Here is a 24,143-nt window from a genome sequence, read left to right on the forward strand (position 1 = left end):
GCTGGCGCCGATGCGCCCTGCAAGCCCCCGACCGACCTACCCACCTACCGCCGGCAAGTTTCAATACCGGTTGCCCGTCACCCACAACGCCAGCCGCATCAGCCCGAACGCAACGCGGTCGAGCACCCGTTGGCGCAGCGGGCGGCCGGCATAACGCGCCGGGTCCATGCGCCGCCCCGCGTGTTGCATGGCGTGCACCAGGCGCTGGCGCAGGTCGACGGCAAAGGCAGCGTCCTCCACCACCACGTTGGCCTCGCGGGCCAGCAGCAGGCTCAACGGGTCGAGGTTGGACGAACCCACTGTGGCCCAGGGCCGATCGCCGTGGGCGTCGATCACAGCCACCTTGGCATGCAAAAAGCTGGGGGCGTATTCGTAGATCTCGACCCCCGCCTCCAGCAGCGCGCCATACACGGGCCGCGCCGCGTGGTATTGCATGAAGTATTCGTAGCGCCCCTGCAGCAACAGGCGCACGCGCACCCCCCGGCGCGCGGCCAGCACAAGCGCGCGGCGCAGCTTGCCACCGGGCATGAAATAGGCGTTGGCGATGATGATCTCGTGCCGCGCAGTGCCAATGGCACGGCGGTAGGCCTTTTCAATGCGGGCACGGTTGCGCACGTTGTCTCGCAATACCAGCGCGGCACGCATGGGCGGGCCTGCATCGTCGGCCTGCATGGCATGCCTGGCCGCGCTGGCGGCGCGCAGAGCGTGGAGTGCTTCGGGCAAGCGGCGCAGGCGCGCGTCCCGCACCGCCTGCATGCGCCACCACAGTTGCTCCATGGTCTCGCTGGCGGTGGCGACCAGGCTGCCCGTGGCCCACACGGCAAAGTCAAAGCGCGGCGCATCCAGCGTGCCGTAGTTGGGGTCGTGAAAATCATCGAGCACGTTGATGCCACCACAAAACAACATGCGCCCATCCACCACGCAGAGCTTGCGATGCAACCGGCGCCAGCGGTGCGGCAACAACAGGCCCAGAGGCCCCAGCGGCGAATACACCCGGTACTGCACCCCCGCGGCCTGCAGCCGATCAGCCCAGGCCTGTGGCAAAGCGCCCGTGCCCACGCCGTCCACCACCAGGTGGGTGCGTACGCCCCGCGCGGCGGCGCGTATCAACGCCTCGGCCACGGCGGCACCCGCGCCGGTGAAGTCAAAGATGTAGGTCTCGAACTGGACATCCGACAGCGCTGCATCCATGGCGTCGATCAGGGCCGGGAAAAGCTCCTCGGCCCCTTGCAGCAGACGCACCCGGTGGTCGTCAGAGAATCCCGCCTCATGGGACCGCGCAAATGGTTTTCGCCCCATCTCAACGGCCCATGGCCCGGCGCGCCACCCATGCCGCACGACACTGGCACGCCCTCCCAAATGGTCGCCGCACAATGGCCGCCCACTCGGTGCCACGGCGCTGGCCACGGGCCTTCGGGGGACATACGCAAAGCGACTCGGGCGGGGTCATAGCTTGAACTCGGCAATCAAGGGCAGGTGGTCAGACATGCGCCACCAGATGCGGCCCTTGGGCACATGCAGCGACAACGGGGTGAGGCCCCGCACGTACACATGATCGAGCTGGGCCAGCGGCAACCGCGCCGGATACGTGAACGTGCGCGGCGCATCAAACTCGTACAAGGCAAAGTTGGCCAGCATGCGCTTGATCTGCTGGCCCCAGTCGTTGAAATCTCCCGCCACAACAACCGGTGCACCCAGTGGCACCTCGCGCTCGATGAAACGCTGCAAGCGCTCGATCTGCCGGACGCGGCTGCCAGGAATCAAACCCAGGTGCACCACGATCACATGGACCCGACGGCCATGGGCATCCACCTCGACGTGCAGCAGCCCCCGTTGCTCAAAACGATGGTCTGAAATGTCTTCGTGCTGATGGCCCACCACCGGCCAGCGCGACAGCAGCGCGTTGCCATGCTCGCCATGTTTGGTGACGGCATTGGTGCGGTAGACCGCCTCGTACCCTTCGGGCGCAAGGAAATCGGCCTGGGGCAACTCAGGCCACCGCTGAAAGTGCACGGCCTCGCGCCGGTGCAGCTTGCGAACCTCTTGCAGGCAGACGATGTCGGCATCCAGCTGCTCCACCGCCAGGCCCAGGTTGTGGATTTCCAGTCGCCGGACCGGGCCAATGCCTTGCACACCCTTGTGGATGTTGTAGGTAGCCACCCGCAAAATATCGTCGTGTTCCATGGCCTGATTGTGTCCCAAGCCGCGCCCGCAGCGGGTTGGCCCGACAGACACGCCAGACCCACCCCGTTACACTCAGATACCATCCACCACTGAGCTGCCACGCCGGTCCCTACCCCGATGGCCACCGAAAAAGAACCCTCAGCCCCGTCCCCGGTGCTGGCGCTGATTGTTGACAGCAATGCCACATCGCGCAGCATTCTGGTGGGGCAGCTGCGCGAGTACGGCGTGACCCGCATCGTGCAGTGCTCGCGGGTGCAAGACGCCCGCAGCCGGTTGGAGCACACGGTGTTCGACTACGTGCTGTGCGACCAGTCCTTTGGAGACGCCAACTACTCGGGCCAGACGCTGCTGGACGATCTGCGGCGCGCACAGTTGCTGCCGTTTTCCACCGTGTTCTTCATGGTCACCGCCGAGGCGTCCTACGCCGCAGTGGCCGAGGCCGCCGAGTCGGCGCTCGATGGGTATCTGCTCAAGCCCTTCACACCCAGCGCGTTGTTTGAACGGTTGGGCCTGGCACGCCTGCGCAAGATCCACCTCAAGCCCATCTTCGACGCCATCGAGGCCGAGGACTACGAACAGGCGGCCCGCCTGTGCGTGGAGCGCTTCGAGTCGCGCCAGCCCTATTGGCTGTATGCCGCGCGCATTGGCTCCGAGTTGCTGCTGCGGTTGGGCCGACACGACGAGGCGCGCGCGTTGTTCGAGGCCGTGATCGCGGCCCGCGCCCTGCCCTGGGCCAAACTGGGCGTGGCGCGCGCGCAGATCGAGTCGGGCCAGGCGGCCCGTGCCATCACCACACTGCAGGAGCTCATCGGCGAAGACGCCTCGTTTGCCGATGCCTACGATGTGCTGGGCCGCGCGCAGGTGGAGCTGGGCAACTTCTCGCAGGCCATCGAGACCTACCGCACGGCCAGCGGCCTGACGCCCGATTCGGTGGTGCGGCTGCAGAAGCTGGGAATGATGTCGTACTACATGGGCGATCGCGAAACGGCCACCAAGGTACTGTCGCGCGCGACCATGCTGGGCATCGATTCAAAACTGTTCGACTACCAGTCACTGGTGTTGCTGACGTTTTCGTATTACGCCGACAACGACCGCAAGGGCATTGAACGCTGCATGGCCGATTTCGCCCGCATTCTGGAGCGGCACCACCACAGCGCACGCGTACAGCGCTTTGCCGAAGTGGCACGGACGCTGCAGCTCATCCAGCAGCGACAGTTTTCACATGCCGTGGAGTCCGTCCGCGCCATGGCCCGCGAAATCACGGCCAGCAGCTTCGACTTCGAAGCCGCCTGCAACCTGGGCAGCCTGCTGGCGGTGCTGGCCGTAACGTCCATCGAGCTATCCGAGGGCGAGAGCTGGGTGCGTGCACTGGGCATGCGCTACGCCAACACGCGTGGGCTGACCGAGCTGATGGCCAACGCCTGCAGCCTGCACGCCCCCTATGGCGACCTGGTGCGCGATTGCCTGCAACAGATCAACAAATCTGCCGAGGTTGCCATGGCGAAAAGCCTGGGGGGCGACCCGACCGGCGCCGTGCACAACCTGCTTGAGCAGGCAGAACGCACACTCAACTCCAAACTGCTGGACATGTCGCAGCAGGTGCTGCTGCGGCACAGCGCCCGCATACCATCGCCAGAGCCACTGCAAGAAGCCATTGATACGCTGCGCCAGCGCATGGGCAGCGCTCCCACACGCGCCATCCTGGGGCAGGACAGCGAACGGCGCCCCGGTGGGGTCGTGCTGCGGGCGCGAGGCGCGGTGGATGGAGCCGCTACGCGCATCTCGCCATCACCCCAGGACAGCAGCCCATTGCCCCCCGCAGACCCGGGTGACGACCCGGACCCGGCTGAAGCATCGCGCCTGCGCCCCCTCTGACACCACCCACCACCGTCAAGCGCGGGGCGTGAACCGGGGCAAGAGCAAACACGCCTCTGCGTTGGAGGCCGAAAAGCAACGGTCGGCCGCGCGCTGCCAGGGCAGCCACTCAAAAGCATCGTGCTCGCGCGGGCTCAACAGCACGGGCGTACCGGCGGGCACACACAGGCCAAACACCCTTTCGCGGTTGCGCACCACGCCGGGCGCATAGCGGTGGCGCCATTGAGGCCAGATGTCATAGAGGTTCTCCAGCGCCCAATCGGTCAACAGGCAACCGGAAGCCGCAGTGTCCATGCCGGTTTCTTCGGCCACCTCTCGCCGGGCCGTGCATTCGAAGGGCTCGGCGATAAAGTCCTTGCTCCCGGTGACTGACTGCCAATGGCCCTCACCCCCCGTACGGCGGATCAGCAGGACATCCAGTGCCGGGGTGTGGATGACCACCAGCACCGATTCCGGGATCTTGAAGGGCGGCAGCACAACCAGCCCCGCCTCAGCCGCCTGCAGTCGCTCGTTGTGCCGTGGGCACGGGCGGCGGCAAGGTCTTGGCCTGCAACGCCCTCACCTGAACGACCAACTGGTTGTGCGCATCCAGAAACGCAGCGGCAATCACCTTGCCCTCATTGGTGTTGCTCCAGCCTGCGCCGGCGCCTCCACCCAGCTTGCCAAACACCAACCCGCCCACGCCCAGGTCGGTGGTGCGCGCAGAACCCGTGGCGGCAGCGACCTGCTCGGTGGTTTCGTTGTCGGAGAGCAGCAAGGCGGTCTGCGCCTCCTTGAACTTGACCTGTTCCACCAGGCCGGCCAGACCGGCAATGTCGCGCAGCACCGGGATCATCGCCACCACACCGGCCAGCCCGCGCCCGGCGTCCTGCTCGCTGAAGGTGAGGCTGGGGGTGAGCGTGTATTGGGCCTCGTAGCCCTTGCCCTTGGCCACCGTGGAGTTCTGCTGGCGCAGCACCCCCGCGTCTTTCAGCTCCTGCTCCTGAACTGTTCCGCGCAACCCAGCAGCCCGGTCTACCACCCGAAAACATCCGCTCTGCTGCGCCAGCAGCTTGACCAGGGGCACCGGAGAAGATGGCAACTGATAGCCCGAGCCCATGATGTACCCGTTGGGGTTTTCAGCCAGGGCCAGCGTGGCCACCGGCGCATTGCAACGCACCAGCTCGCGGGCGGCGTTCTGGGCACCCTGCGGGCCCGCAGAGCCAGTGACCACCGAGCCCCCTTGGCCGAGCTCGGTTTTCTTCTCACCGCACCCCGTGAGGGCCAACAACACGGCACCAACAGCCAGGGCCCGTAAGGTCAACGAATACATGGAGGTCTTCCTTCCGAATTGAATTCAGCCATGAAAAAAGCGGCGCGGGCGCTGGGCCCGTGCCGCTCTGGATGCGATGCCTGGGTGCATCGACGCTACGAATGAAACCGTTGGCGGGCCGCGCTGAATCAGGCGGCCGTGACCGCATCCGGGTTGCGCAAACGAATGTGCAGTTCGCGCAACTGTTTTTCGTCCACAGGCGATGGTGCCTGCGTGAGCAGGCACTGGGCGCGCTGGGTCTTGGGGAAAGCGATCACGTCGCGGATCGACTCTGCACCAGTCATCAGCGTCACGATGCGGTCCAGACCGAAGGCAAGGCCACCGTGCGGAGGCGCGCCGTATTGCAGGGCGTCGAGCAGGAAGCCGAACTTCTGCTGCGCTTCTTCCGGTGTGATCTTGAGGGCGTCAAACACCTTCTGCTGCACATCGGCGCGGTGGATACGGACGGAACCGCCACCCATTTCCCAGCCATTGAGCACCATGTCGTAGCCCTTGGAGATGCACTTCTCGGGCGCGGTGACCATCCAGTCTTCATGGCCGTCCTTGGGCGCTGTGAAGGGGTGGTGCACGGCGGTGTAGCGCTGGTTCTCTTCGTCGAACTCGAACATCGGGAAGTCCACCACCCACAGTGGCGCCCAGCGGCTTTCGAACAGACCGTTTTTCTTGCCAAACTCGCTGTGGCCGATCTTGAGGCGCAGGGCACCAATGGCGTCGTTGACCACCTTTTCCTTGTCCGCGCCAAAGAAGATCAGATCGCCGTCCTGAGCGCCCGTGCGCTCCAACACCGCTTGCAGGGCCACATCGTGGATATTCTTCACGATGGGGCTTTGCAGGCCATCGCGGCCCTTGGCCAGCTCATTGACGCGGATGTAGGCCAGACCCTTGGCACCGTAGATCTTGACGAACTCGGTGTAGGCGTCGATTTCGCCACGGCTGATGCCGCCACCTTCGACCGAACCACCTGGCACGCGCAGGCCCACTACGCGGCCGTTCTTCATGGTGGCGGCGCCGGAGAACACCTTGAAGTCGACGTCCTTCATCACGTCGGTCAGCTCGGTGAATTCGAGCTTCACGCGCAGGTCGGGCTTGTCGGAGCCGTACAGGCGCGCAGCGTCCTGGTAGGTCATGACAGGGAACTCGCCCAGGTCCACGCCCAGCGTGTTCTGGAACACCGTCTTGATCATGCCCTGGAACATGTCACGGATGTCCTGCTCTTCCATGAACGATGTTTCGATATCGATCTGGGTGAATTCAGGCTGGCGGTCAGCACGCAGGTCTTCGTCGCGGAAGCACTTGGTGATCTGGTAGTAACGGTCAAAGCCCGCCACCATCAGCAGCTGCTTGAACAACTGGGGCGACTGGGGCAGCGCAAAGAAGTGGCCGTCGTGAACGCGGCTTGGCACCAGATAGTCGCGCGCGCCTTCGGGCGTGCTCTTGGTCAGCATGGGGGTTTCGATGTCGATGAAACCATTGGCGTCCAGAAACTTGCGCACTTCCATGGACACCTTGTAGCGCAGCATCAAGTTGTTCTGCATGTACGGGCGGCGCAGGTCCAGCACGCGGTGTGTGAGGCGCGTGGTTTCCGACAGGTTTTCTTCGTCGATCTGGAACGGAGGCGTGACCGAGGGGTTGAGCACATTCAGCTCATGGCACAGCACTTCGATCTGGCCGGTCTTGAGCTTGTCGTTGGTGGTGCCTGCAGGACGGGCGCGCACCACGCCCTTGACCTGAACGCAGAACTCGTTGCGCACGTCTTCGGCGATCTTGAACATCTCGGCGCGGTCGGGGTCGCACACCACCTGCACGTAACCTTCGCGGTCGCGCAGGTCGATGAAGATCACACCACCGTGGTCGCGGCGGCGGTTCACCCAGCCCGACAGGGTAACGGTTTGGCCCAGCAGGGCTTCGGTCACAAGACCGCAATAGTGGGAACGCATGGCCATGACAAAACTTCCGGCGCCGCAGGGCGCGTTGACGTTGAAAGAGATTTACTTCGGTGGGGAGAGCGTGGGGTCTGCCGGAGCGACCACACCCATTGAGACGATGTATTTGAGGGCGCTGTCCACGCTCATGTCGAGTTCGACACAGTCACTCTTGCGCAGCATCACAAAATACCCGCCAGTAGGGTTGGGGGTGGTGGGCACATACACACTGACGAATTCGTCACGCAGGTAAGCGGCCACTTCGCCATTGGGCGCCCCCGTGACAAAGGCCACAGTCCAGACGCCCTCGCGGGGCCATTGCACCAGCACAGCCTTGCGAAAGGCATTGCCGCTCTCGGAAAACAGTGTGTCCGACACCTGCTTGACGCTGGAATAGATCGAGCGCACCACAGGAATGCGGTGTACCAGCGCATCGCCCCACTGCACGAGCTTGCGGCCCGCAAAGTTGCTGGCAATGGCGCCCACCACCAGCAAAATCAGCAGCGTGAGGATCACACCGAAGCCGGGCACATGCACCCCCAGCAGCTTGTCGGGTTGCCACGCGCCGGGCAGTATCTGCAGGGTCTGGTCGAGCGTGCTCACAATCCAGTTGAGCACCCACGCCGTAATGACCCCTGGCACGATCACCAGAAGACCTGTCAAAAGCCATTTGCGCAAGGCAGCCATGCAGGTACTCAGCTCGACGAAGTAGAGGAAGAACCACCGCCAGCGCTCGATGTACTTGCGCTAGAAGCTTCTTTTTTAGGAGCATCGCCTGTGCCGGCAGGCGCAGGTGCTGCGGCCTCAGTCTTGGACTCGGTCTTGGTATCGGCGGCTGGCGCAGAACTGCCGCTGTTGCCGCCGCGAAAATCGGTCACATACCAGCCCGAGCCCTTGAGCTGGAAACCAGCCGCAGTGACCTGTTTGGAGAAAGCCTCTGCGCCGCAGGCGGGACATACCGTCAGGGGCGTGTCGGAGATTTTTTGCAGCACATCCTTGGCATGGCCACAGGAGCCGCATTTGTAGGCGTAAATAGGCATGTCAGTGTGTTGAGGGAAAGTGCAAAACCCTCAATTATAGGCGGCATGCCCATCCTCAAGCCCTGCGCCACCGGCACCGGGCCTGGCATTCAGCTGGCGCTGCCTTCGTAATGGGTGACATGGCCCTTGTGGTCTGCAATCCACTGCGGAGCCAACGAGCCGCCCAGCATCCCCACCAGTGCCGCCAACACGCCGGCCAGTTGCTGCGGGAAGGCCTGCGACAGCATGGGACTGGCCAAAAACAGCAGCCACACGCCCAAGCCCATCGTGACCGCCAACAGCGCCCCCTGGGTGGTGGCGCGCTTCCAGTAAAGGCCAAAAACCAGTGGAACAAACGCCCCGACCAAGGGCACCTGGTAGGCGCCGGACACCAGCTCGTAGATCGACGTGCCCTGCATCGTGATGGCGTACGTCAACACGCAGCCCGTGAACACCAGCACCGAGATCCGCATGGCCTTGAGGGTCTGTGGGTCGGTCATGCCGGGACGCAGGTTGTGCAGGATGTTCTCCACAAACGTGGTGGAAGGCGCCAGCAAGGTGGCCGAGGCGGTGGACATGATGGCCGAGAGAAGTGCTCCAAAAAACGCCACCTGCAGCATCAACGGCATGCGCTCCATCACCAAGGTAGGCAACACTTTCTGTGGGTCGTCCTTGAGCAGCGCCTGGGCCGTTTCGGGCATGATCAGCACGGCCGCCGTCACCACAAACATGGGGATGAAGGCAAATATCAGGTACAGCAGCCCCCCGATCACGGGGCCTTTGCGCGCAGTCTCGGCGCTGTTGGAAGACATGACGCGCTGGAAAACGTCCTGCTGAGGGATGGAGCCGAGCATCATGGTGATGGCGGCCGCAATGAAAAAAGTCCACTCTTTGAGTCCGCCGGTCGGGAAAAACTGCAACTTGCCCTCGCGGGCCGCAAACTCGACCACCTTGCCCGCACCACCGGCCAGATCGGCCGCGTACCAGGCAATGGCCAGCAGGCCCACACCAATCACGATCATCTGCACAAAATCGGTCATGGCCACCGACCACATACCGCCATACAGCGTGTAAACCAGCACCACCACCGTCCCGATGACCATGCCCCAGGTGACGGACACGCTCCCTTGGGTGAGCAGATTGAACACCAGCCCCAACGCCGTGATCTGCGCCGCCACCCAGCCCAGGTAGCTGAACATGATGATGAACGAGCATGTCACCTCGATCACCCGCCCATACCGCTGGCGGTAATAGTCGCCCAGGGTAATCAGGTTCTTCTGGTAGAGCTTGTAGGCAAAGAAGAGCCCGACCAGCACCAGGCACATGGAGGCACCAAAGGGGTCTTCCACCACGGCACCCAGGCCGCCGTCCACGAAGCGGGCCGAGACTCCCAGCACGGTTTCTGAGCCAAACCAGGTGGCGAACGTGGTGGCGATCACCACGGCCAGGGGAAGACTGCGCCCGGCCACCGCATAGTCGGCCGTGTTGTGCACGCGGGTCGCTGCATACAGGCCCACGCCTATAGAAATCAGCAGGTACAGAACGATGAATGACAACAGCATGGCGCCGCTCCAAAACTCCAGGGGTGGTTGCGAAATTCACAGGGCGCGCACCGGGCGTTTCGCATGGCCACGCTGCGGCACCTGAACACCACGGGGCTCTAGCCCCTCTACCAAATTCGTCACAAAAATTGCAGAGGATTATGAAGGCAACTTTTGTGCCTCAAAAAACCCGCACCCGCATGAAGAGCTGCATCGCCAGCAGACCCAGCACAAAACCGAGCCCGCCGTAGATGATGGACTGCAGCAAGCGGTTGGTGCGTTTTTGTGCATCCAGCAGCTCGCGCAGCGCATGCTGCTGGTCTGCCGGGCGCTGCCGCAGAGCGTCATACACCAGACGCGGCAGCTCGGGAATCAGCTTGGCATAGTGCGGCGCCTCGGCGCGCAGCTCGCGCAACAGGCGCTGGGGGCCCATTTGCTCCAGCATCCATTTTTCGAGGAACGGCTTGGCGGTGCTCCACAGATCCAGCTCCGGGTCCAGCTCGCGGCCCAGGCCCTCGATGTTGAGCAGCGTTTTTTGCAGCAGCACCAGCTGTGGCTGGATTTCGACTTGGAACCGGCGCGAGGTCTGGAACAGGCGCATCAACACCATGCCCAGCGAGATTTCCTTGAGCGGGCGATCAAAGTAGGGCTCGCACACCGCGCGGATGGCCGATTCGAGATCGTTCACACGCGTGTCAGCCGGCACCCAGCCACTTTCGATGTGCAGCTCGGCCACCCGTTTGTAGTCGCGGCGGAAAAAAGCCACGAAGTTCTGTGCCAGGTATTCCTTGTCCGATTCGGTGAGTGTGCCCACGATGCCGAAATCGAGAGAGATGTAGCGCCCGAAGGTGGCAGGCTCCAGGCTCACCTGGATGTTGCCTGGGTGCATGTCGGCATGAAAGAAGCCGTCGCGGAACACTTGGGTAAAAAAGATCGTGACGCCATCGCGCGCCAGCTTGGGGATGTCCACCCCGGCATCACGCAGGCGCTCGATCTGGCTGATCGGCACGCCATTCATGCGCTGCATCACCATGACCTCCGGGTGGCAGAAGTCCCAGAACATCTCAGGGATCAACACCAGGTCCAGCCCCGTCATGTTGCGGCGCAACTGCGCGGCGTTGGCGGCCTCACGCACCAGGTCCAGTTCGTCGTGCAGGTAGTTATCGAACTCGGCCACCACCTCGCGGGGCTTGAGGCGCTTGCCATCGGCAGACAACCCCTCCACCCAGCCGGCCATCATCCGCATGAGACTCAGGTCTTTCTCGATCACCGGCAACATGCCAGGACGCAGCACCTTCACAGCCACCTCGCGCTCGATGCCCTGGCGGTCTTTCAGCGTAGCGAAATGCACCTGGGCAATCGACGCACTGGCCACTGGGATGCGATCAAACGAGGTAAAAACCGCGTCCACCGGTCGGCGAAACGCACGCTCGATGGTGGCGATCGCGATGTCCGGGTCGAAGGGGGGAACCCGGTCCTGCAAACGCGCCAGTTCATCAGCAATGTCGGCAGGCAGCAGGTCGCGCCGCGTGGACAGCACCTGGCCGAACTTGACAAAAATGGGGCCCAACTGTTCCAGCGCTTCACGCAGGCGCTGGCCGCGCGGCGCATCCAGGTTGCGCCCAACCGACACGATGCGCGAAATCATCCGCAGCCAGGGCTTCTGAAAGCTGTCGAGCACCAGACCGTCGAGGCCGAAACGGAACACCACCCACAGGATGGCCGCCCCCGAAACAAGCGCTTCATGCGTCGGCCCGGTCGGATCCACCGGTCGGCGACAACGGTGCCAAAGGCACAGACACCGCGTGGGACGAGGGCGCCGACGCGGCTGAGGGTGTGGCACTGGCCGCCATGCGCGAACCCACGAACTGGCGCAATGCCTGCGCCCCACGGCTGGCAAACTGCGCCACAGTGTGTGCGGGTGCGTCGCCCACCACACGGGCCAGGTCTTCCTCGACATCCCAGCGCACATGATCGACCAGCCAGTTGATTTCGGCGGCCAGTTGCACGTCCCCTTCAATCCGAATGGCGGGCTTATCGCCCCGCAGTGCTCCCTGGGCCAGGGTCAGCGGTGATGTTTCGGTCACATCCAGACGCAGGTCTGGCACGGCAGCCTCAGGCGCCAGATTGAACAATCCGGCGGGCGTAATGACCAACGCCAGCGAATAGACACGCCATTGCACCTGGGCGATGCGCCCTTTTTGCCGCACCAGGCGGTCCATGGCCTCCTTCTCCTGCATGAGGACATGGTTCAGGAACAGCACCATGCGCTGTTGCATCTCGTGCACCAGCCATTGCGGGGGTTGCGGCCCGGCGGCTACCCGCTCAAAGAGGCCGTCCAGAAACGAAAAAGGGGACTGTGGTGTTGCCATAGTCCCCGATTATTCCCTGAACTGGGATAGCCCCACAGCGGGGGCTCTGCTTTGTTACTGAAGCGCCTGCACGCCTGCGACCAGCCAGCCGCTGCTGCTGCCCACCTTGGGCTTGGTCATGTTCCAGACCTCACGGAAGGGGCTCGGACCGGCCGAAGGCTCTTCGCGGATCATGCCGGAGAACTCGACGCTGGCCATATAGCCGTCGCCCAATTCTTCGATGCCCAGCAGTTGCGCTTCGATCATGACCACATCGGTGTGGTTGGGCTGCACGCCCCGATGCGCTTCACGTTCGGACAACTGGGTACGAATTTCGTCGAGCATGCTGTCGGTCATCATGGAGCGCAAGGTGTTGATGTCCGAACTGTCCCATGCGGCCTGCAGCGTGACAAAGTTGCGCTTGGCAGCAGTCAGGAAGCCTTCGGTATCGAAATCAGCCGGGACACCCCAGTTCTGCGAACCTGACAGCCCGGAACCAATGACCACGCCCGTTCCCGCGCCCCCCTGTGCACCGCGCGAGGCGTCAAATGCCATGCTGCTGCGTTCCCAGGGACGCGCCGAAGCGTCATTGCCCACGTTGTTGGGGCTGTACTGCGGAGGCACCTGAGCGGCAGCAGGCGAAGCCGCACCAGCGCCCTGGAACGCAAACGGCGCGCCACCTGCGGCAGCGCCGCTGTTACCACCACCGCCACTGCGGGCGCGCATCACCATCTTGAAGACGGCGAATGCAGCGAACGCCAACAGCGCAATCATGAGGATGTTGCCGAAACCGGCCCCCAGACCCAACGAATGGGCCAGCCAGGCAAGACCCAAACCGGCGGCCAAGCCGCCCAGCATGGCGCCCCAAGGCTTCTTGGCGGGCACGGCAGGGGTCGCTGCAGGCGCTGCGGCAGCCGGCTTCGCCGCAGCCGCGTTGGTGACATTTTGGGCAGGAGCACCGGGTGTGGCGGGCGGCGTTGCCGACTCGCGCTGGGTGACATTGCTTGACTGCTTGCCCAGCGATTTGCCACCACCCAGTCGCCGCGCAGCGTCGGCATCGGCGTGTGCAAACGCCAGCATCGCAACCAACACCACAGACCACAGTTTCATCATGACTTCTCCGTCTCCGTTATTTCCCGAGCAAACCGCTCAGCACTTGATTCCAACATGGAGGGCCACAATTCCCCCCGTCATGTTGTGATAGTCCACATGCCCAAAGCCATTTTTTTGCATGAGGCTTTTGAGCTCTTCCTGCCCTGGGTGCATCCGAATGGACTCGGCCAGGTAGCGATAGCTGGCGTCATCGCCCGCCACCAATTTGCCCAGCTGGGGCAACACCTTGAACGAATACCAGTCGTACACCTTCTCCAGAGGCTTGGCCACCTTCGAAAATTCAAGCACCAGCAGCTTGCCGCCGGGCTTGAGCACTCGGCACATCTCGGCGATGGCCTGGTCCTTGTGTGTCATGTTGCGCAGGCCAAAAGCCACGCTCACCACGTCAAAATGGGCGTCTGGGAACGGCAGTTTCTCCGCATCGCAGACCAGCGTGGGCAGCACCACCCCTGCATCGATCAGGCGGTCGCGCCCCACGCGCAGCATGGCTTCATTGATGTCGGTGTGCACCACACGGCCCGATGCACCCACCTTCTTGGAAAACGCCAGCGCCAGGTCGCCCGTGCCGCCCGCAATATCGAGCACCTGGCTGCCTTCGCTGAGGTTGGCCACCATCACCGTATAGGCCTTCCAGGCACGGTGCATGCCCGCCGACATGAGGTCGTTCATCACATCGTATTTGGAGGCCACGGAGTCGAACACACCGCGCACGCGGCGTGCCTTTTCCTGTTCTTCCACCGACTGAAAACCAAAATGCGTGGTGCTCATAAGAATCATGCTAGGCGCGTGGGCGCCAGAGGTACAGCGACAACCCCGCACTGTATTGGGGCATCTGTCGCAATTTGGACAACGCCATTGAAGAGAAAAGAGCCGCTAGCGCTTATGTATATTGCGCTGGAAGCTACTCTTTCAATAGCACCTTGAGAGACAGGGGTTTGCACCGGCTTCGGGGCTTCGCAGGAAACAAGGCCTGCCTGCACAACCTCAGTGGCCGCCGCAGGCGTGCCCGCCCCCTGCTCCGCCCTTGGGCGACATGGGCGCATCGCGATCTGCCCCGGCAGCCGCCAGCCGCTCTGTGTACTGGGTCCACAGCACTTGCTGCTGCTGGCCCAGTTCATACAGGTAATCCCAGGTGAAGATGCCGCTGTCGTGGCCGTCAGAGAACGTGGGCTTGACGGCGTAGTTGCCCACAGGCTCCAGATTGACCAACCCCACGTTGCGCTTGCCTGTCTGCAGCACCTCCTGGCCCGGGCCGTGGCCCTGCACTTCGGCAGACGGCGAGTACACACGCATCAGCTCAAACGGGATGCGGAACGTGGCGCCATCAGAGAAACCCACTTCGAGCACCCGCGACGCCTCGTGTACCGTGATGGCCTGTGGCGTGGGAGCCCCCGTTTTCAAACCTGCCATGGAAACCCCTGTGAAAAAACTGTTGTCAGAAAAGCCTACTGCGATTGTCCCACCCGGCTAAAAACAAGCAGCCCCTGGGGTGGGTGCACAGCAATGCGCTCGTCACACTGCTGCCAAATCTGGCAGTTGCACGCACAGGGCGCTATCGAGCGCTGGCAGCAGCGCCAGCACGGCAGCCTCTTGCGCCGCCGGACTGGGCCGCTGCGCAGCCGCCCACACGGGCGATGGGAAGTGGCTGTCCCAGTCAAAGCGCGCAATCACGTGCCAGTGCAGGTGCGGCACCATGTTGCCCAGCGCCGCGATGTTGATCTTGGCAGGCGACAGGTGCTGGCGCAGGGCCTGCTCCACCACCGTCACGGCCTCCATACAGTGGGCGCGTTCGGCCGCAGTCAGGTCAGAAAACTCAGCCACATGCGCGTTCCACACCACGCGGTAGAAGGCAGGAAACCCCGCCTCCTGAGCGCGAATGACACGCAGGCGCTCACCGCGCCAGACCAGTGCGCCCCCGTCTTCAGCGCACAAAGGGCAGACCATCAGACCAACACCCGCTCAATGCCACCGTTGTTGGCAAGGTGCACGTAGTCGGGCATCCAGTTCTCACCCAAAATCTCGCGCGCCATCTCGACCACGATGTAATCCGCCTCCAGGAGACCGTTCTGCAGGTCGTCGCCATAGCGGGTCAAGCCTTGCAGGCAGCTCGGGCAGCTCGTGAGAATTTTCACGTTGTCCTGAGCGCCGACCGCGCCGCTGGCGCGCAACTGCGCCTCGCCCTTCTTGATCTCTTCTTCCTTGCGGAAACGCACCTGGGTCGACACGTCGGGCCGCGTCACGCCCAGCGTGCCGGACTCGCCGCAGCAGCGCTCGCTCTTGAGCACCTGCTCGCCCACGAGGGCCTTCACGGTCTTCATCGAGTCCTGCAGCTTCATGGGGTTGTGGCAGGGCTCGTGGTACAGGTAGGCGCCCTTGCCCTGCAGGCTGACACCTTTTTCGAGCAGGTATTCGTGGATGTCGATGATCCGGCTGCCCGGGAAGATCTTGTCGAATTCGTAGCCCTGCAACTGGTCGTAGCACGTGCCGCAGCTGACCACCACCGTCTTGATATCGAGGTAGTTGAGCGTATTGGCCACGCGGTGGAAGAGCACCCGGTTGTCGGTGATCATCTTCTCGGCCTTGTCGAACTGGCCCGAGCCGCGTTGCGGGTAGCCGCAGCACAGATAGCCCGGTGGCAACACGGTTTGCACACCGGTGTGCCAAAGCATGGCTTGCGTAGCCAGGCCCACCTGGCTGAACAGGCGCTCCGATCCACAGCCGGGAAAGTAGAACACCGCCTCCGTCTCGGCCGTCGTGGCCTGCGGGTTGCGGATGATCGGCACGTAGTCCTTGTCCTCGATATCGAGCAGCGCCCGTGCCGTCTTCTTGGGCAAGCCACCGGGTAGCTTCTTGTTGATGAAGTGAATCACCTGCTCCTTGATTGGAGCCGTGCCCACCGTGGCCGGGGGCTTGGCGGTCTGCTTGCGGCCCACCTTGCGCAGCAGGTCCACAGCCATCCGCTGGGCCTTGAAGCCCACATCCACCATGGCAGAGCGCAAGAACTTGATGGTGTCCGGGTTGGTGGCGTTCAGCATCGTCATCGCCAGCGCGTTGCCCGGGCGGAAACTCTTCTTGCCCATCTTGCGCAACAGGTTGCGCATGTTCATGGTCACATCGCCGAAGTCGATTTTCACCGGGCAAGGACTCTCGCACTTATGGCACACCGTGCAGTGGTCCGCCACGTCCTCAAATTCTTGCCAGTGCTTGATGCTCACGCCCCGGCGCGTCTGCTCTTCGTACAAAAACGCCTCGACCAGCAAAGAGGTGGCCAGGATCTTGTTGCGCGGGCTGTAGAGCAGGTTGGCGCGTGGCACATGCGTGGCGCACACCGGCTTGCACTTGCCGCAGCGCAGGCAGTCCTTGACCGAATCGGCGATGGCGCCAATGTCGCTCTGCTGCATGATCAGCGACTCATGGCCCATGAGGCCAAAGCTGGGGGTGTAGGCGTTGGTCAGATCAGCGTGCAACAGTGGGGCAGAAGCAAAATTAGCCGCTTGCGCTTGTCCAGCATGCCCTGAAAGCTCCTTATTTCGGAGCAATTTACCCTTGTTGAAGCGGCCCTCAGGGTCCACGCGCTGCTTGTACTCGGCGAAGGGCCGCAGCTCCTCGTCGGTCAGGAATTCGAGCTTGGTGATACCGATGCCGTGTTCGCCCGAGATCACGCCATCCAGACTGCGCGCCAGCACCATGATGCGCGCCACCGCTTCGTGGGCGGTCTGCAGCATCTCGTAGTCGTCACTGTTGACAGGGAGGTTGGTGTGCACGTTGCCGTCGCCGGCATGCATGTGCAGCGCCACCCACACACGGCCCTTGAGCACGCGCTTGTGGATGGCCGTGGCCTCGTCCAGGATGGGCTTGAAGGCCGCGCCGGTGAAGATGCCTTGCAGCGGCGCACGCAACTGGGTCTTCCAGCTCGCGCGCAGCGTGTGGTCCTGCAACTGGGGGAACAGCGTTTCCACGCCGTGCAGCCAACCCTGCCACAGGGCACGCACCTCTTCCACCAGGCCAATGGCCTGGGCTACCCGCTCCTGCAGCAACTCCGGCGAGGGCACCTCGTCGTCGGCGTCGTGTTTGCCCAAAGGCAGATTGCCACGTTCAAAGAACTCCGTCAGCGCATCGCACAGCTTGATCTTGTTGCGCAGGGAGAGCTCGATGTTGATGCGCTCGATGCCATCGGTGTACTCGGCCATGCGCGGCAGCGGGATCACCACGTCCTCGTTGATCTTGAAGGCGTTGGTGTGGCGGCTGATGGCGGCCGTTTTCTTGCGGTCGGCCCAGAACTTCTTGCGCGCGTCGGCCGTGATGGCCACAAAGCCCTCACCACTGCGGGTGTTGGCCAGGCGCACGACCTCGCTGGTCACGCGGGCCACGTCGTCGGCGTTGTCACCGGCAATATCGCCGATCAGCACCATCTTGGGCAGGCCGCCGTTGCCCTTCTTGCTCTTGGTGGCATAACCCACGGCCTTCAGGTAGCGGTCGTCCAGATGCTCCAGGCCGGCCAGCAACACGCCGCTGCGCTTTTGCTCGGCGAACATGAAGTCCTTGATTTCCACAATGGAAGGCACGGCATCCTTGGCGTTGCCAAAAAACTCCAGGCACACGGTGCGCGTGTGCTCGGGCATGCGGTGGACCACCCAGCGCGCGCTGGTGATGAGGCCGTCACAGCCTTCCTTCTGGATGCCGGGCAGGCCCGCCAGGAACTTGTCCGTCACGTCCTTGCCAAGACCCTCTTTGCGGAAGGTTTTGCCGGGAATGGCCAGGCGCTCTGAGCGCACGGGCGTCTTGCCGTCCGCCTGGAAATACTGCAGCTCAAACGTGGCCACATCCACGTCATGGATCTTGCCCATGTTGTGGTCCAGCCGCGTGACTTCGAGCCATTGGGCGTCGGGCGTCACCATGCGCCAGCTCGCCAGATTGTCGAGTGCCGTGCCCCATAACACGGCCTTTTTGCCACCTGCATTCATGGCGATATTGCCGCCAATACACGAGGCTTCGGCGCTGGTCGGGTCCACGGCAAACACGAAGCCTGCGCGCTCGGCGGCATCGGCCACGCGCTGGGTGACCACGCCGGCTTCGGTCCACACCGTGCCCACATCGCGGTCCATGCCCGGCAGGCGGCGCATCTCCACCTCGGTCATGGCTTCGAGCTTTTCGGTGTTGATGACCACGCTCTTCCAGGTCAGTGGAATAGCGCCGCCCGTGTAACCCGTGCCACCCCCACGCGGGATGATGGTCAGGCCCAGCTCGATACAGCCCTTGACCAGCAAGGCCATCTCGGTCTCGGTATCGGGCACCAGCACCACGAACGGGTACTCCACACGCCAGTCGGTCGCATCGGTCACGTGGCTCACGCGCGAGAGGCCATCAAACTTGATGTTGTCCTTGGCCGTGAGGCGGCCCAGCGTCTTCTGGATCTGGCGCCGCAACTGCGCAGCCTGCTCAAAAGTGGCATTGAATTCCGCCACGGCACGGCGCGCGGCCACCACCAATTCGCCCACCAGGCGGTCGCGCTCGGCGTCGTCGGCGGGGGTGCGGCGTTTTTCGATCTCGCCCAGACGGTGCTGCAGGGCATCGACCAGCAGCTTACGGCGGTTGGGGTTGTCCAGCAGGTCGTCTTGCAGATAGGGGTTGCGCTGGACCACCCAGATGTCGCCCAGCACTTCATACAGCATGCGGGCCGAGCGGCCCGTGCGGCGCTCCTTGCGCAGTTGGTCCAGCACTTCCCAGGATGGAGAGCCCAGCAGCCGGATCACGATCTCCCGGTCGGAGAACGAGGTGTAGTTATAGGGAATTTCGCGCAGACGCGCAGGCTCGGCAGCCTGCGTCTGCAAGGCAGCCAACGCAATCGGAACATTCATGGGGGTCAACCTGGGGCGGGCGCAGTGCGCCCATGAGCCTTGGGGGCGTGATTTTAAGCCAGCGGCCCTGCCCTTGCCGGGAGGGGGCCACTCTGCACTGGGCACAAGTGGCCGTCCGGGGGTCAGAACAGCACGCGACTGCGCAGCGTGCCACTGACCTGCGCGAGTTTGTCCAGCGCCAGATCGGACGAGGCGGCATCGATGTCGATGACCACATAGCCGATCTTCTCGTTGGTCTGCAGGTACTGGGCCGAGACGTTGATCTGGTTGTCCGAGAAGATGCGGTTGATCTCCGACAGCACACCCGGCACGTTGCGGTGGATGTGCAGCAGACGGTGCTTGCCGGGGTGGGCAGGCAGCGCCACCTCGGGGAAATTGACCGACGAGGTGCTGGTGCCGTTGTCGCTGTACTTCACGAGCTTTTCCGCCACTTCGAGGCCGATATTGGCCTGCGCCTCCATGGTGGAGCCACCGATGTGGGGCGTCAGCAGCACGTTGTCCAGCCCGCGCAGCGGCGACTGGAACTCATCCTTGTTGGTACGCGGCTCGACCGGGAACACGTCGATGGCCGCTCCCAGCAGCTTCTTGGCCTTGAGCGCCTCCGCCAGGGCCTCGATATCCACCACCGTGCCGCGTGCAGCATTGATGAGGATGCCGCCGGGCTTCATGGCGGCAATCTCGGCCACGCCCATCATTCCCTCAGTGGACGGCAGCTCGGGCACATGCAGGCTCACGATGTCGCTCTGGCCCAGCAAGTCGTGCAAGTGCTGCACCTGGCGGGCATTGCCCAGGGGCAGCTTGTTGACCACATCAAAAAACGCCACGTGCATACCCAGCGCCTCGGCCAGCACCGAGAGCTGCGTGCCGATGGAGCCGTAGCCCACGATGCCCAGGGTCTTGCCCCGGATCTCGTAGGCGTTGTCAGCCGACTTGAGCCAGCCGCCCCGGTGCGCCACCGCGTTTTTTTCAGGGATACCGCGCAGCAGAAGGATGGCCTCGGCCAGCACCAGCTCGGCCACCGAGCGGGTGTTGGAATAGGGCGCGTTAAATACCGCAATGCCGCGCTCGCGCGCCGCGTTCAGGTCCACCTGGTTGGTGCCAATACAAAAACATCCCACGGCCACCAGCTTGTGGGCATGGGCAAAAACGTCTTCGGTGAGCTGCGTGCGCGAGCGGATGCCCACAAAGTGCACGTCTGCGATCTTGCGCTTGAGTTCTTCATCCGGCAGTGCGCCCGATACCGTTTCGATCTGGGTGTACCCCGCCGCACGGATCACGTCCACCGCAGAGGAGTGAATGCCCTCCAGCAACAAAAATTTGATTTTGTTCTTGTCCAGCGAATTGGTGGCCATGGCAGTGAAAAGATGAATGGATGAAGGACGGCACCATTGACAAACGGGGTCGCCCACGAAGTGACTGACGCCACTATGCACCAAGCATGGTGCATCGCACAAAACCTTGCAGCACTCGGCAAATGGCCGCATGACTGTCACATAAAGGTCACAATCGCACCCCTTGCGGGCATCCCACGGGGTTTCCCCCGTTGTTACAGGCCAAGGCGTCTGCGACAACGACACACTCCCGTCACATCGGCTGAATACCCTTCGGCTTTTGTGCATTTCGTCATTCTTGGAGATACATACATGCAACTCAAGCATCTGGCGCTCTCTGCAGCCATCGCGCTGTCCGTCTGCGCACCTGCGCAGGCGCAGCAGGTCGAAATTCAGTGGTGGCACTCGATGAGCGCTGCACTCGGCGACTGGGTCAACGATCTGGCCAAGCAGTACAACGCCAGCCAAACCAAGTACAAGGTCGTGCCTACTTACAAGGGCACCTATGACGAATCCATGACAGGCGCCATCGCAGCATTCCGCGCGGGCAATGCACCCCACATCATCCAGGTGTTTGAAGTGGGCACCGCCACCATGATGGCCAGCAAGGGCGCCATCGTGCCTGCTGCCAAGGTCATGAGTGACGCCGGCTTCAAGTTCGACCCCACTCAGTACGTGTCGGCAGTGGCGGGCTACTACACGGCACCCAACGGCCAGATGCTGAGCTACCCGCTCAACAGCTCCACCACCATCTTCTACTACAACAAGGACGCCTTCAAGAAGGCCGGTCTGGACGCCGAAAAGCCGCCCAAGACCTGGCCCGAAGTGTTCGCGGCGGCCTCCAAGCTCAAGGCCAGCGGCCACAGCTGCCCTTTCACCACCAGCTGGATCAGCTGGACGCAGCTCGAAAGCTTCTCGTTGTGGCACAACACACTGTTCGCATCCAAGAACAACGGTTTTGACGGCAACGATGCTCAGCTGCAGATCAACACCCCGCTGCACGTGCGCCACTTCGAGAACCTGGCCAAGGCCTCCAAGGAAGGCAGCTTCGTCTACAAGGGTCGCGCCAACGCGCCAGATGCCTCGTTCCCATCGGGTGAGTGCGCCATGATCACCGGCTCGTCCGGCCTGTACGCCCGCGTGGCCAAGGAAGCCAAGTTCGCCTACGGCATCTCCACCCTTCCCTACTACCCAGATGTGAAGGGCGCCCCCCAGAACACGGCCATCGGTGGTGCCAGCCTGTGGGTGATGTCCGGCAAGAAGGCCGAAGAGTACAAGGGCGTGGCCGACTTCCTGAACTTCCTGAACGACACCAAGATCCAGTCTGCCAGCCACCAGCGCACAGGCTACCTGCCTGTGACCATGGGAGCCTACAAACTGACCGAAGCATCGGGCTTCTATGAAAAGAACCCCGGCACTGACGTGGCCGTGACGCAGATGATCCGCAAGGCCACCGACAAGTCGCGCGGCATCCGCCTCGGAAACTTCGTGCAGGTGCGCTCCATCATTGACGAGGAAACCGAACAGATCTGGTCTGGCAAGAAGACTGCCAAGGAGGCCCTGGACACCGCTGTCACACGCGGCAACGAGCAACTGGCCCGCTTCGCACGCGCCAACAAATAACGTTCGCCCAACGTCTGTGGGTGCCGTCCGGTCGCAATACCGGACGGCACCCCAAGCCCGCCGCCCCGTCAACCACTTTGGTTCACGGGGCGGCGGGGTTTTCTTTTTGAGAGTTCCGATATGGAAAAACGCGTACTTTTCCGCTCCGCATGGCTGCCCTGGGTACTTCTGGCGCCCCAGCTGGCCATCGTCAGCGTCTTCTTCTTCTGGCCCGCAGGCCAGGCCCTGGTGCAGTCATTCCAGATGCAGGACACCTTCGGTTTCTCCCGGGAATGGGTAGGGCTGGACAACTTCAAAACCCTTTTTGAAGACCCCGGGTACCTGGCGTCGTTCAAGACCACCGCGTTCTTCTCCATCCTGGTGGCGGTGAGCGGCATCAGCCTGTCGCTGTTTCTGGCGATCTTTGCCGACCGCATCATCAAGGGCGCACTCATCTACAAGACGGCGCTGCTGCTGCCCTACGCCGTGGCACCTGCCGTGGCGGGTGTGCTGTGGATGTTCATGTTCTCGCCATCGCTGGGCGTGGTGGCCTACATGCTGCGCCAATCGGGCTTTGACTGGAACCACTTGCTCAATGCCGACCATGCCATGGCGCTGATCGTGATCGCGGCGGTGTGGAAGCAGATCTCCTACAACTTCCTGTTCTTCCTCGCGGGCCTGCAGTCCATCCCCAAGTCGCTGATCGAAGCAGCCGCCATTGATGGCGCAGGTCCTTGGCGCCGGTTCTGGAGCATCCAGTTCCCGCTGCTGTCGCCCACCACGTTCTTCCTCTTGGTGATCAACGTGGTGTATGCCTTCTTCGACACCTTCGCCATCGTGGACTCAACCACGCAGGGCGGCCCGGGTCGCGACACGTCGATCCTGGTCTACAAGGTCTACCACGATGGCTTCAAGGCCATGGACATGGGGGGATCGGCCGCGCAATCGGTGGTGCTGATGGCCATCGTGGTCGTGCTCACGGTCATCCAATTTCGCTACGTCGAGAAGAAAGTGCAGTATTGATATGAAGCACCCCCTGAGTCGCTTCGCGCCTTCCCCCTCCAGGGGGACGCCGCCCTCTCGGCGGGGCGGCCCTTGCTCGGCGGCCCTGGCCTGCAGCGTGTCCTCTCCAAGCGCCGTGGGCCACCCTTCGGTTCTGAAAGATTCCAATGGTTGAACGTAGTCCTTATCTCACCGCGTTCTCGCACCTCATCATGGTGCTGGGCGTGATCATCGTCGGCTTCCCTCTGTACCTGGCCTTTGTGGCCTCCACGCACACCGCGCAGGACATCGTGCAGGTGCCCATGCCTTTGGTGCCCGGCAACAACTTCTGGCAGACCTACCACGACGCCCTGTTTGGCGGCGGCGCAGGCGCAGGCTCCACCGCCCCTGTGGCCCGCATGATGTGGGTGAGTTTTGTCACCGCCATCGTCATCACACTGGGCAAGATCGCGATCTCGCTGCTGTCAGCGTTTGCCATCGTGTACTTCCGCTTTCCTTTCAAGGGCATCTGCTTCTGGCTGATTTTCATCACGCTGATGCTGCCGGTGGAAGTGCGCATCGGCCCCACCTACCAGGTGGTGTCAGACCTCGGCATGCTCAACAGCTATGCGGGCCTCACGGTGCCGTTGATCGCCTCGGCCACAGCCACCTTCCTGTTCCGGCAGTTCTTCCTCACCGTACCGGATGAGCTGGTGGAAGCCGCGCGTGTGGACGGCGCTGGCCCCATGCGTTTTTTCAAGGACATCCTGGTGCCGCTCTCGCGCACATCCATCGCCGCGCTGTTCGTGATCCAGTTCATCTATGGCTGGAACCAGTACCTGTGGCCGCTGCTGGTGACCACATCCGAAGACATGTACCCCGTGGTCATCGGCATCAAGCGCATGCTGGCTGGCGGCGATGCGGGCAACGAGTGGAACATCGTGATGGCCACCGCCCTGTTGGCCATGCTGCCCCCCGCCTTTGTGGTGGTGGTGATGCAACGCTGGTTCGTCAAGGGCCTGGTGGACACCGAAAAGTAAAAGCCGCACTCAAA

At 62.9% G+C, this 24,143-nt stretch carries 20 protein-coding genes; 4 read left to right on the top strand and 16 right to left on the bottom strand.

All coding sequences use genetic code 11. From position 1 onward, the window contains the following. Nucleotides 1-60 precede the first annotated feature (60 nt). Together clsB and CLU85_RS18410 are read right to left on the bottom strand one after the other, a co-directional pair. Nucleotides 61-1,299: a cardiolipin synthase ClsB gene (clsB, locus tag CLU85_RS18405; protein ID WP_100411527.1), complete on the bottom strand. Its 1,239-nt coding sequence runs from the start codon at nucleotides 1,297-1,299 to the stop codon at nucleotides 61-63. A 147-nt stretch (nucleotides 1,300-1,446) separates the two neighbouring features. After that, nucleotides 1,447-2,184 (bottom strand): endonuclease/exonuclease/phosphatase family protein, encoded by a 738-nt coding sequence (locus tag CLU85_RS18410; RefSeq protein ID WP_100411528.1) that lies wholly within the window; start codon nucleotides 2,182-2,184, stop codon nucleotides 1,447-1,449. Between the two features lie 117 nt (nucleotides 2,185-2,301). Here CLU85_RS18410 and CLU85_RS18415 point away from each other — a divergent pair, with 117 nt between their 5' ends. Beyond that, nucleotides 2,302-4,059 (top strand): tetratricopeptide repeat protein, encoded by a 1,758-nt coding sequence (locus tag CLU85_RS18415; RefSeq protein WP_100411529.1) that lies wholly within the window; start codon nucleotides 2,302-2,304, stop codon nucleotides 4,057-4,059. A gap of 15 nt (nucleotides 4,060-4,074) precedes the next feature. Here the strand turns inward: CLU85_RS18415 and nudB are convergent, their stop codons facing one another. The 14 genes from nudB to serA all read right to left on the bottom strand — a co-directional run bounded on the left by nudB (nucleotide 4,075) and on the right by serA (nucleotide 20,527). Then, on the bottom strand, nucleotides 4,075-4,536 hold the full coding sequence (nudB, locus tag CLU85_RS18420) for a dihydroneopterin triphosphate diphosphatase (RefSeq protein WP_100411530.1): 462 nt from the start codon (nucleotides 4,534-4,536) through the stop codon (nucleotides 4,075-4,077). Nucleotides 4,537-4,549: 13 nt separating this feature from the next. Further along, complete coding sequence (locus CLU85_RS18425) at nucleotides 4,550-5,371, bottom strand: CsgG/HfaB family protein (protein ID WP_100411531.1); 822 nt, start codon at nucleotides 5,369-5,371, stop codon at nucleotides 4,550-4,552. A gap of 128 nt (nucleotides 5,372-5,499) precedes the next feature. Then, nucleotides 5,500-7,314, bottom strand: coding sequence for an aspartate--tRNA ligase (gene aspS, locus CLU85_RS18430; RefSeq protein WP_100411532.1), 1,815 nt, complete (start codon nucleotides 7,312-7,314; stop codon nucleotides 5,500-5,502). 45 nt (nucleotides 7,315-7,359) lie between these two features. Then, on the bottom strand, nucleotides 7,360-7,980 hold the full coding sequence (locus CLU85_RS18435; protein WP_100411533.1) for a DUF502 domain-containing protein: 621 nt from the start codon (nucleotides 7,978-7,980) through the stop codon (nucleotides 7,360-7,362). A gap of 8 nt (nucleotides 7,981-7,988) precedes the next feature. Continuing rightward, nucleotides 7,989-8,333, bottom strand: coding sequence for an FmdB family zinc ribbon protein (locus CLU85_RS18440; protein ID WP_100411534.1), 345 nt, complete (start codon nucleotides 8,331-8,333; stop codon nucleotides 7,989-7,991). A gap of 89 nt (nucleotides 8,334-8,422) precedes the next feature. Then, on the bottom strand, nucleotides 8,423-9,874 hold the full coding sequence (locus tag CLU85_RS18445) for a sodium:solute symporter family protein (protein WP_100411535.1): 1,452 nt from the start codon (nucleotides 9,872-9,874) through the stop codon (nucleotides 8,423-8,425). Nucleotides 9,875-10,034: 160 nt separating this feature from the next. Further along, the gene (ubiB, locus tag CLU85_RS18450; protein ID WP_100411536.1) at nucleotides 10,035-11,621 is read right to left on the bottom strand and encodes a ubiquinone biosynthesis regulatory protein kinase UbiB; all 1,587 of its coding nucleotides are present in this window, start codon (nucleotides 11,619-11,621) and stop codon (nucleotides 10,035-10,037) included. Continuing rightward, nucleotides 11,596-12,225 carry a hypothetical protein gene (locus tag CLU85_RS18455; protein ID WP_100411537.1) on the bottom strand — a complete coding sequence of 210 codons (630 nt, stop codon included), beginning with the start codon at nucleotides 12,223-12,225 and terminating at the stop codon, nucleotides 11,596-11,598. Before CLU85_RS18455 ends, ubiB begins: the two co-directional genes overlap by 26 nt. 54 nt (nucleotides 12,226-12,279) lie before the next feature. After that, a complete protein-coding gene (locus CLU85_RS18460) occupies nucleotides 12,280-13,317 on the bottom strand; it encodes a Tim44 domain-containing protein (protein WP_100411538.1) in 1,038 nt (345 codons plus the stop codon). 36 nt (nucleotides 13,318-13,353) lie between these two features. After that, the gene (gene ubiE / locus CLU85_RS18465) at nucleotides 13,354-14,085 is read right to left on the bottom strand and encodes a bifunctional demethylmenaquinone methyltransferase/2-methoxy-6-polyprenyl-1,4-benzoquinol methylase UbiE (protein ID WP_100411539.1); all 732 of its coding nucleotides are present in this window, start codon (nucleotides 14,083-14,085) and stop codon (nucleotides 13,354-13,356) included. Between the two features lie 216 nt (nucleotides 14,086-14,301). After that, nucleotides 14,302-14,727: a gamma-butyrobetaine hydroxylase-like domain-containing protein gene (locus CLU85_RS18470; protein ID WP_100411540.1), complete on the bottom strand. Its 426-nt coding sequence runs from the start codon at nucleotides 14,725-14,727 to the stop codon at nucleotides 14,302-14,304. Nucleotides 14,728-14,829: 102 nt separating this feature from the next. Further along, on the bottom strand, nucleotides 14,830-15,261 hold the full coding sequence (locus CLU85_RS18475; RefSeq protein ID WP_100411541.1) for an HIT family protein: 432 nt from the start codon (nucleotides 15,259-15,261) through the stop codon (nucleotides 14,830-14,832). After that, nucleotides 15,261-19,175 (bottom strand): FAD/FMN-binding oxidoreductase, encoded by a 3,915-nt coding sequence (locus tag CLU85_RS18480; RefSeq protein ID WP_100411542.1) that lies wholly within the window; start codon nucleotides 19,173-19,175, stop codon nucleotides 15,261-15,263. Before CLU85_RS18480 ends, CLU85_RS18475 begins: the two co-directional genes overlap by 1 nt. A gap of 122 nt (nucleotides 19,176-19,297) precedes the next feature. Then, nucleotides 19,298-20,527: a phosphoglycerate dehydrogenase gene (gene serA, locus CLU85_RS18485; RefSeq protein ID WP_100411543.1), complete on the bottom strand. Its 1,230-nt coding sequence runs from the start codon at nucleotides 20,525-20,527 to the stop codon at nucleotides 19,298-19,300. Between the two features lie 291 nt (nucleotides 20,528-20,818). Between serA and ugpB the strand changes: the two genes are divergently transcribed. From ugpB to ugpE, 3 genes are all read left to right on the top strand, one after another. Further along, entirely contained in the window at nucleotides 20,819-22,129 is a 1,311-nt protein-coding gene (gene ugpB / locus CLU85_RS18490; RefSeq protein WP_100411544.1) for a sn-glycerol-3-phosphate ABC transporter substrate-binding protein UgpB, read from the top strand. A gap of 120 nt (nucleotides 22,130-22,249) precedes the next feature. Then, nucleotides 22,250-23,131 (top strand): sn-glycerol-3-phosphate ABC transporter permease UgpA, encoded by an 882-nt coding sequence (gene ugpA, locus CLU85_RS18495; protein ID WP_100411545.1) that lies wholly within the window; start codon nucleotides 22,250-22,252, stop codon nucleotides 23,129-23,131. 146 nt (nucleotides 23,132-23,277) lie between these two features. Then, nucleotides 23,278-24,129, top strand: a complete 852-nt coding sequence (ugpE, locus tag CLU85_RS18500) for a sn-glycerol-3-phosphate ABC transporter permease UgpE (RefSeq protein ID WP_100411546.1) — start codon at nucleotides 23,278-23,280, stop codon at nucleotides 24,127-24,129. Nucleotides 24,130-24,143: the final 14 nt, after the last annotated feature.

It is taken from the genome of Acidovorax sp. 69 (assembly GCF_002797445.1).
GTDB lineage: Bacteria > Pseudomonadota > Gammaproteobacteria > Burkholderiales > Burkholderiaceae_C > Acidovorax.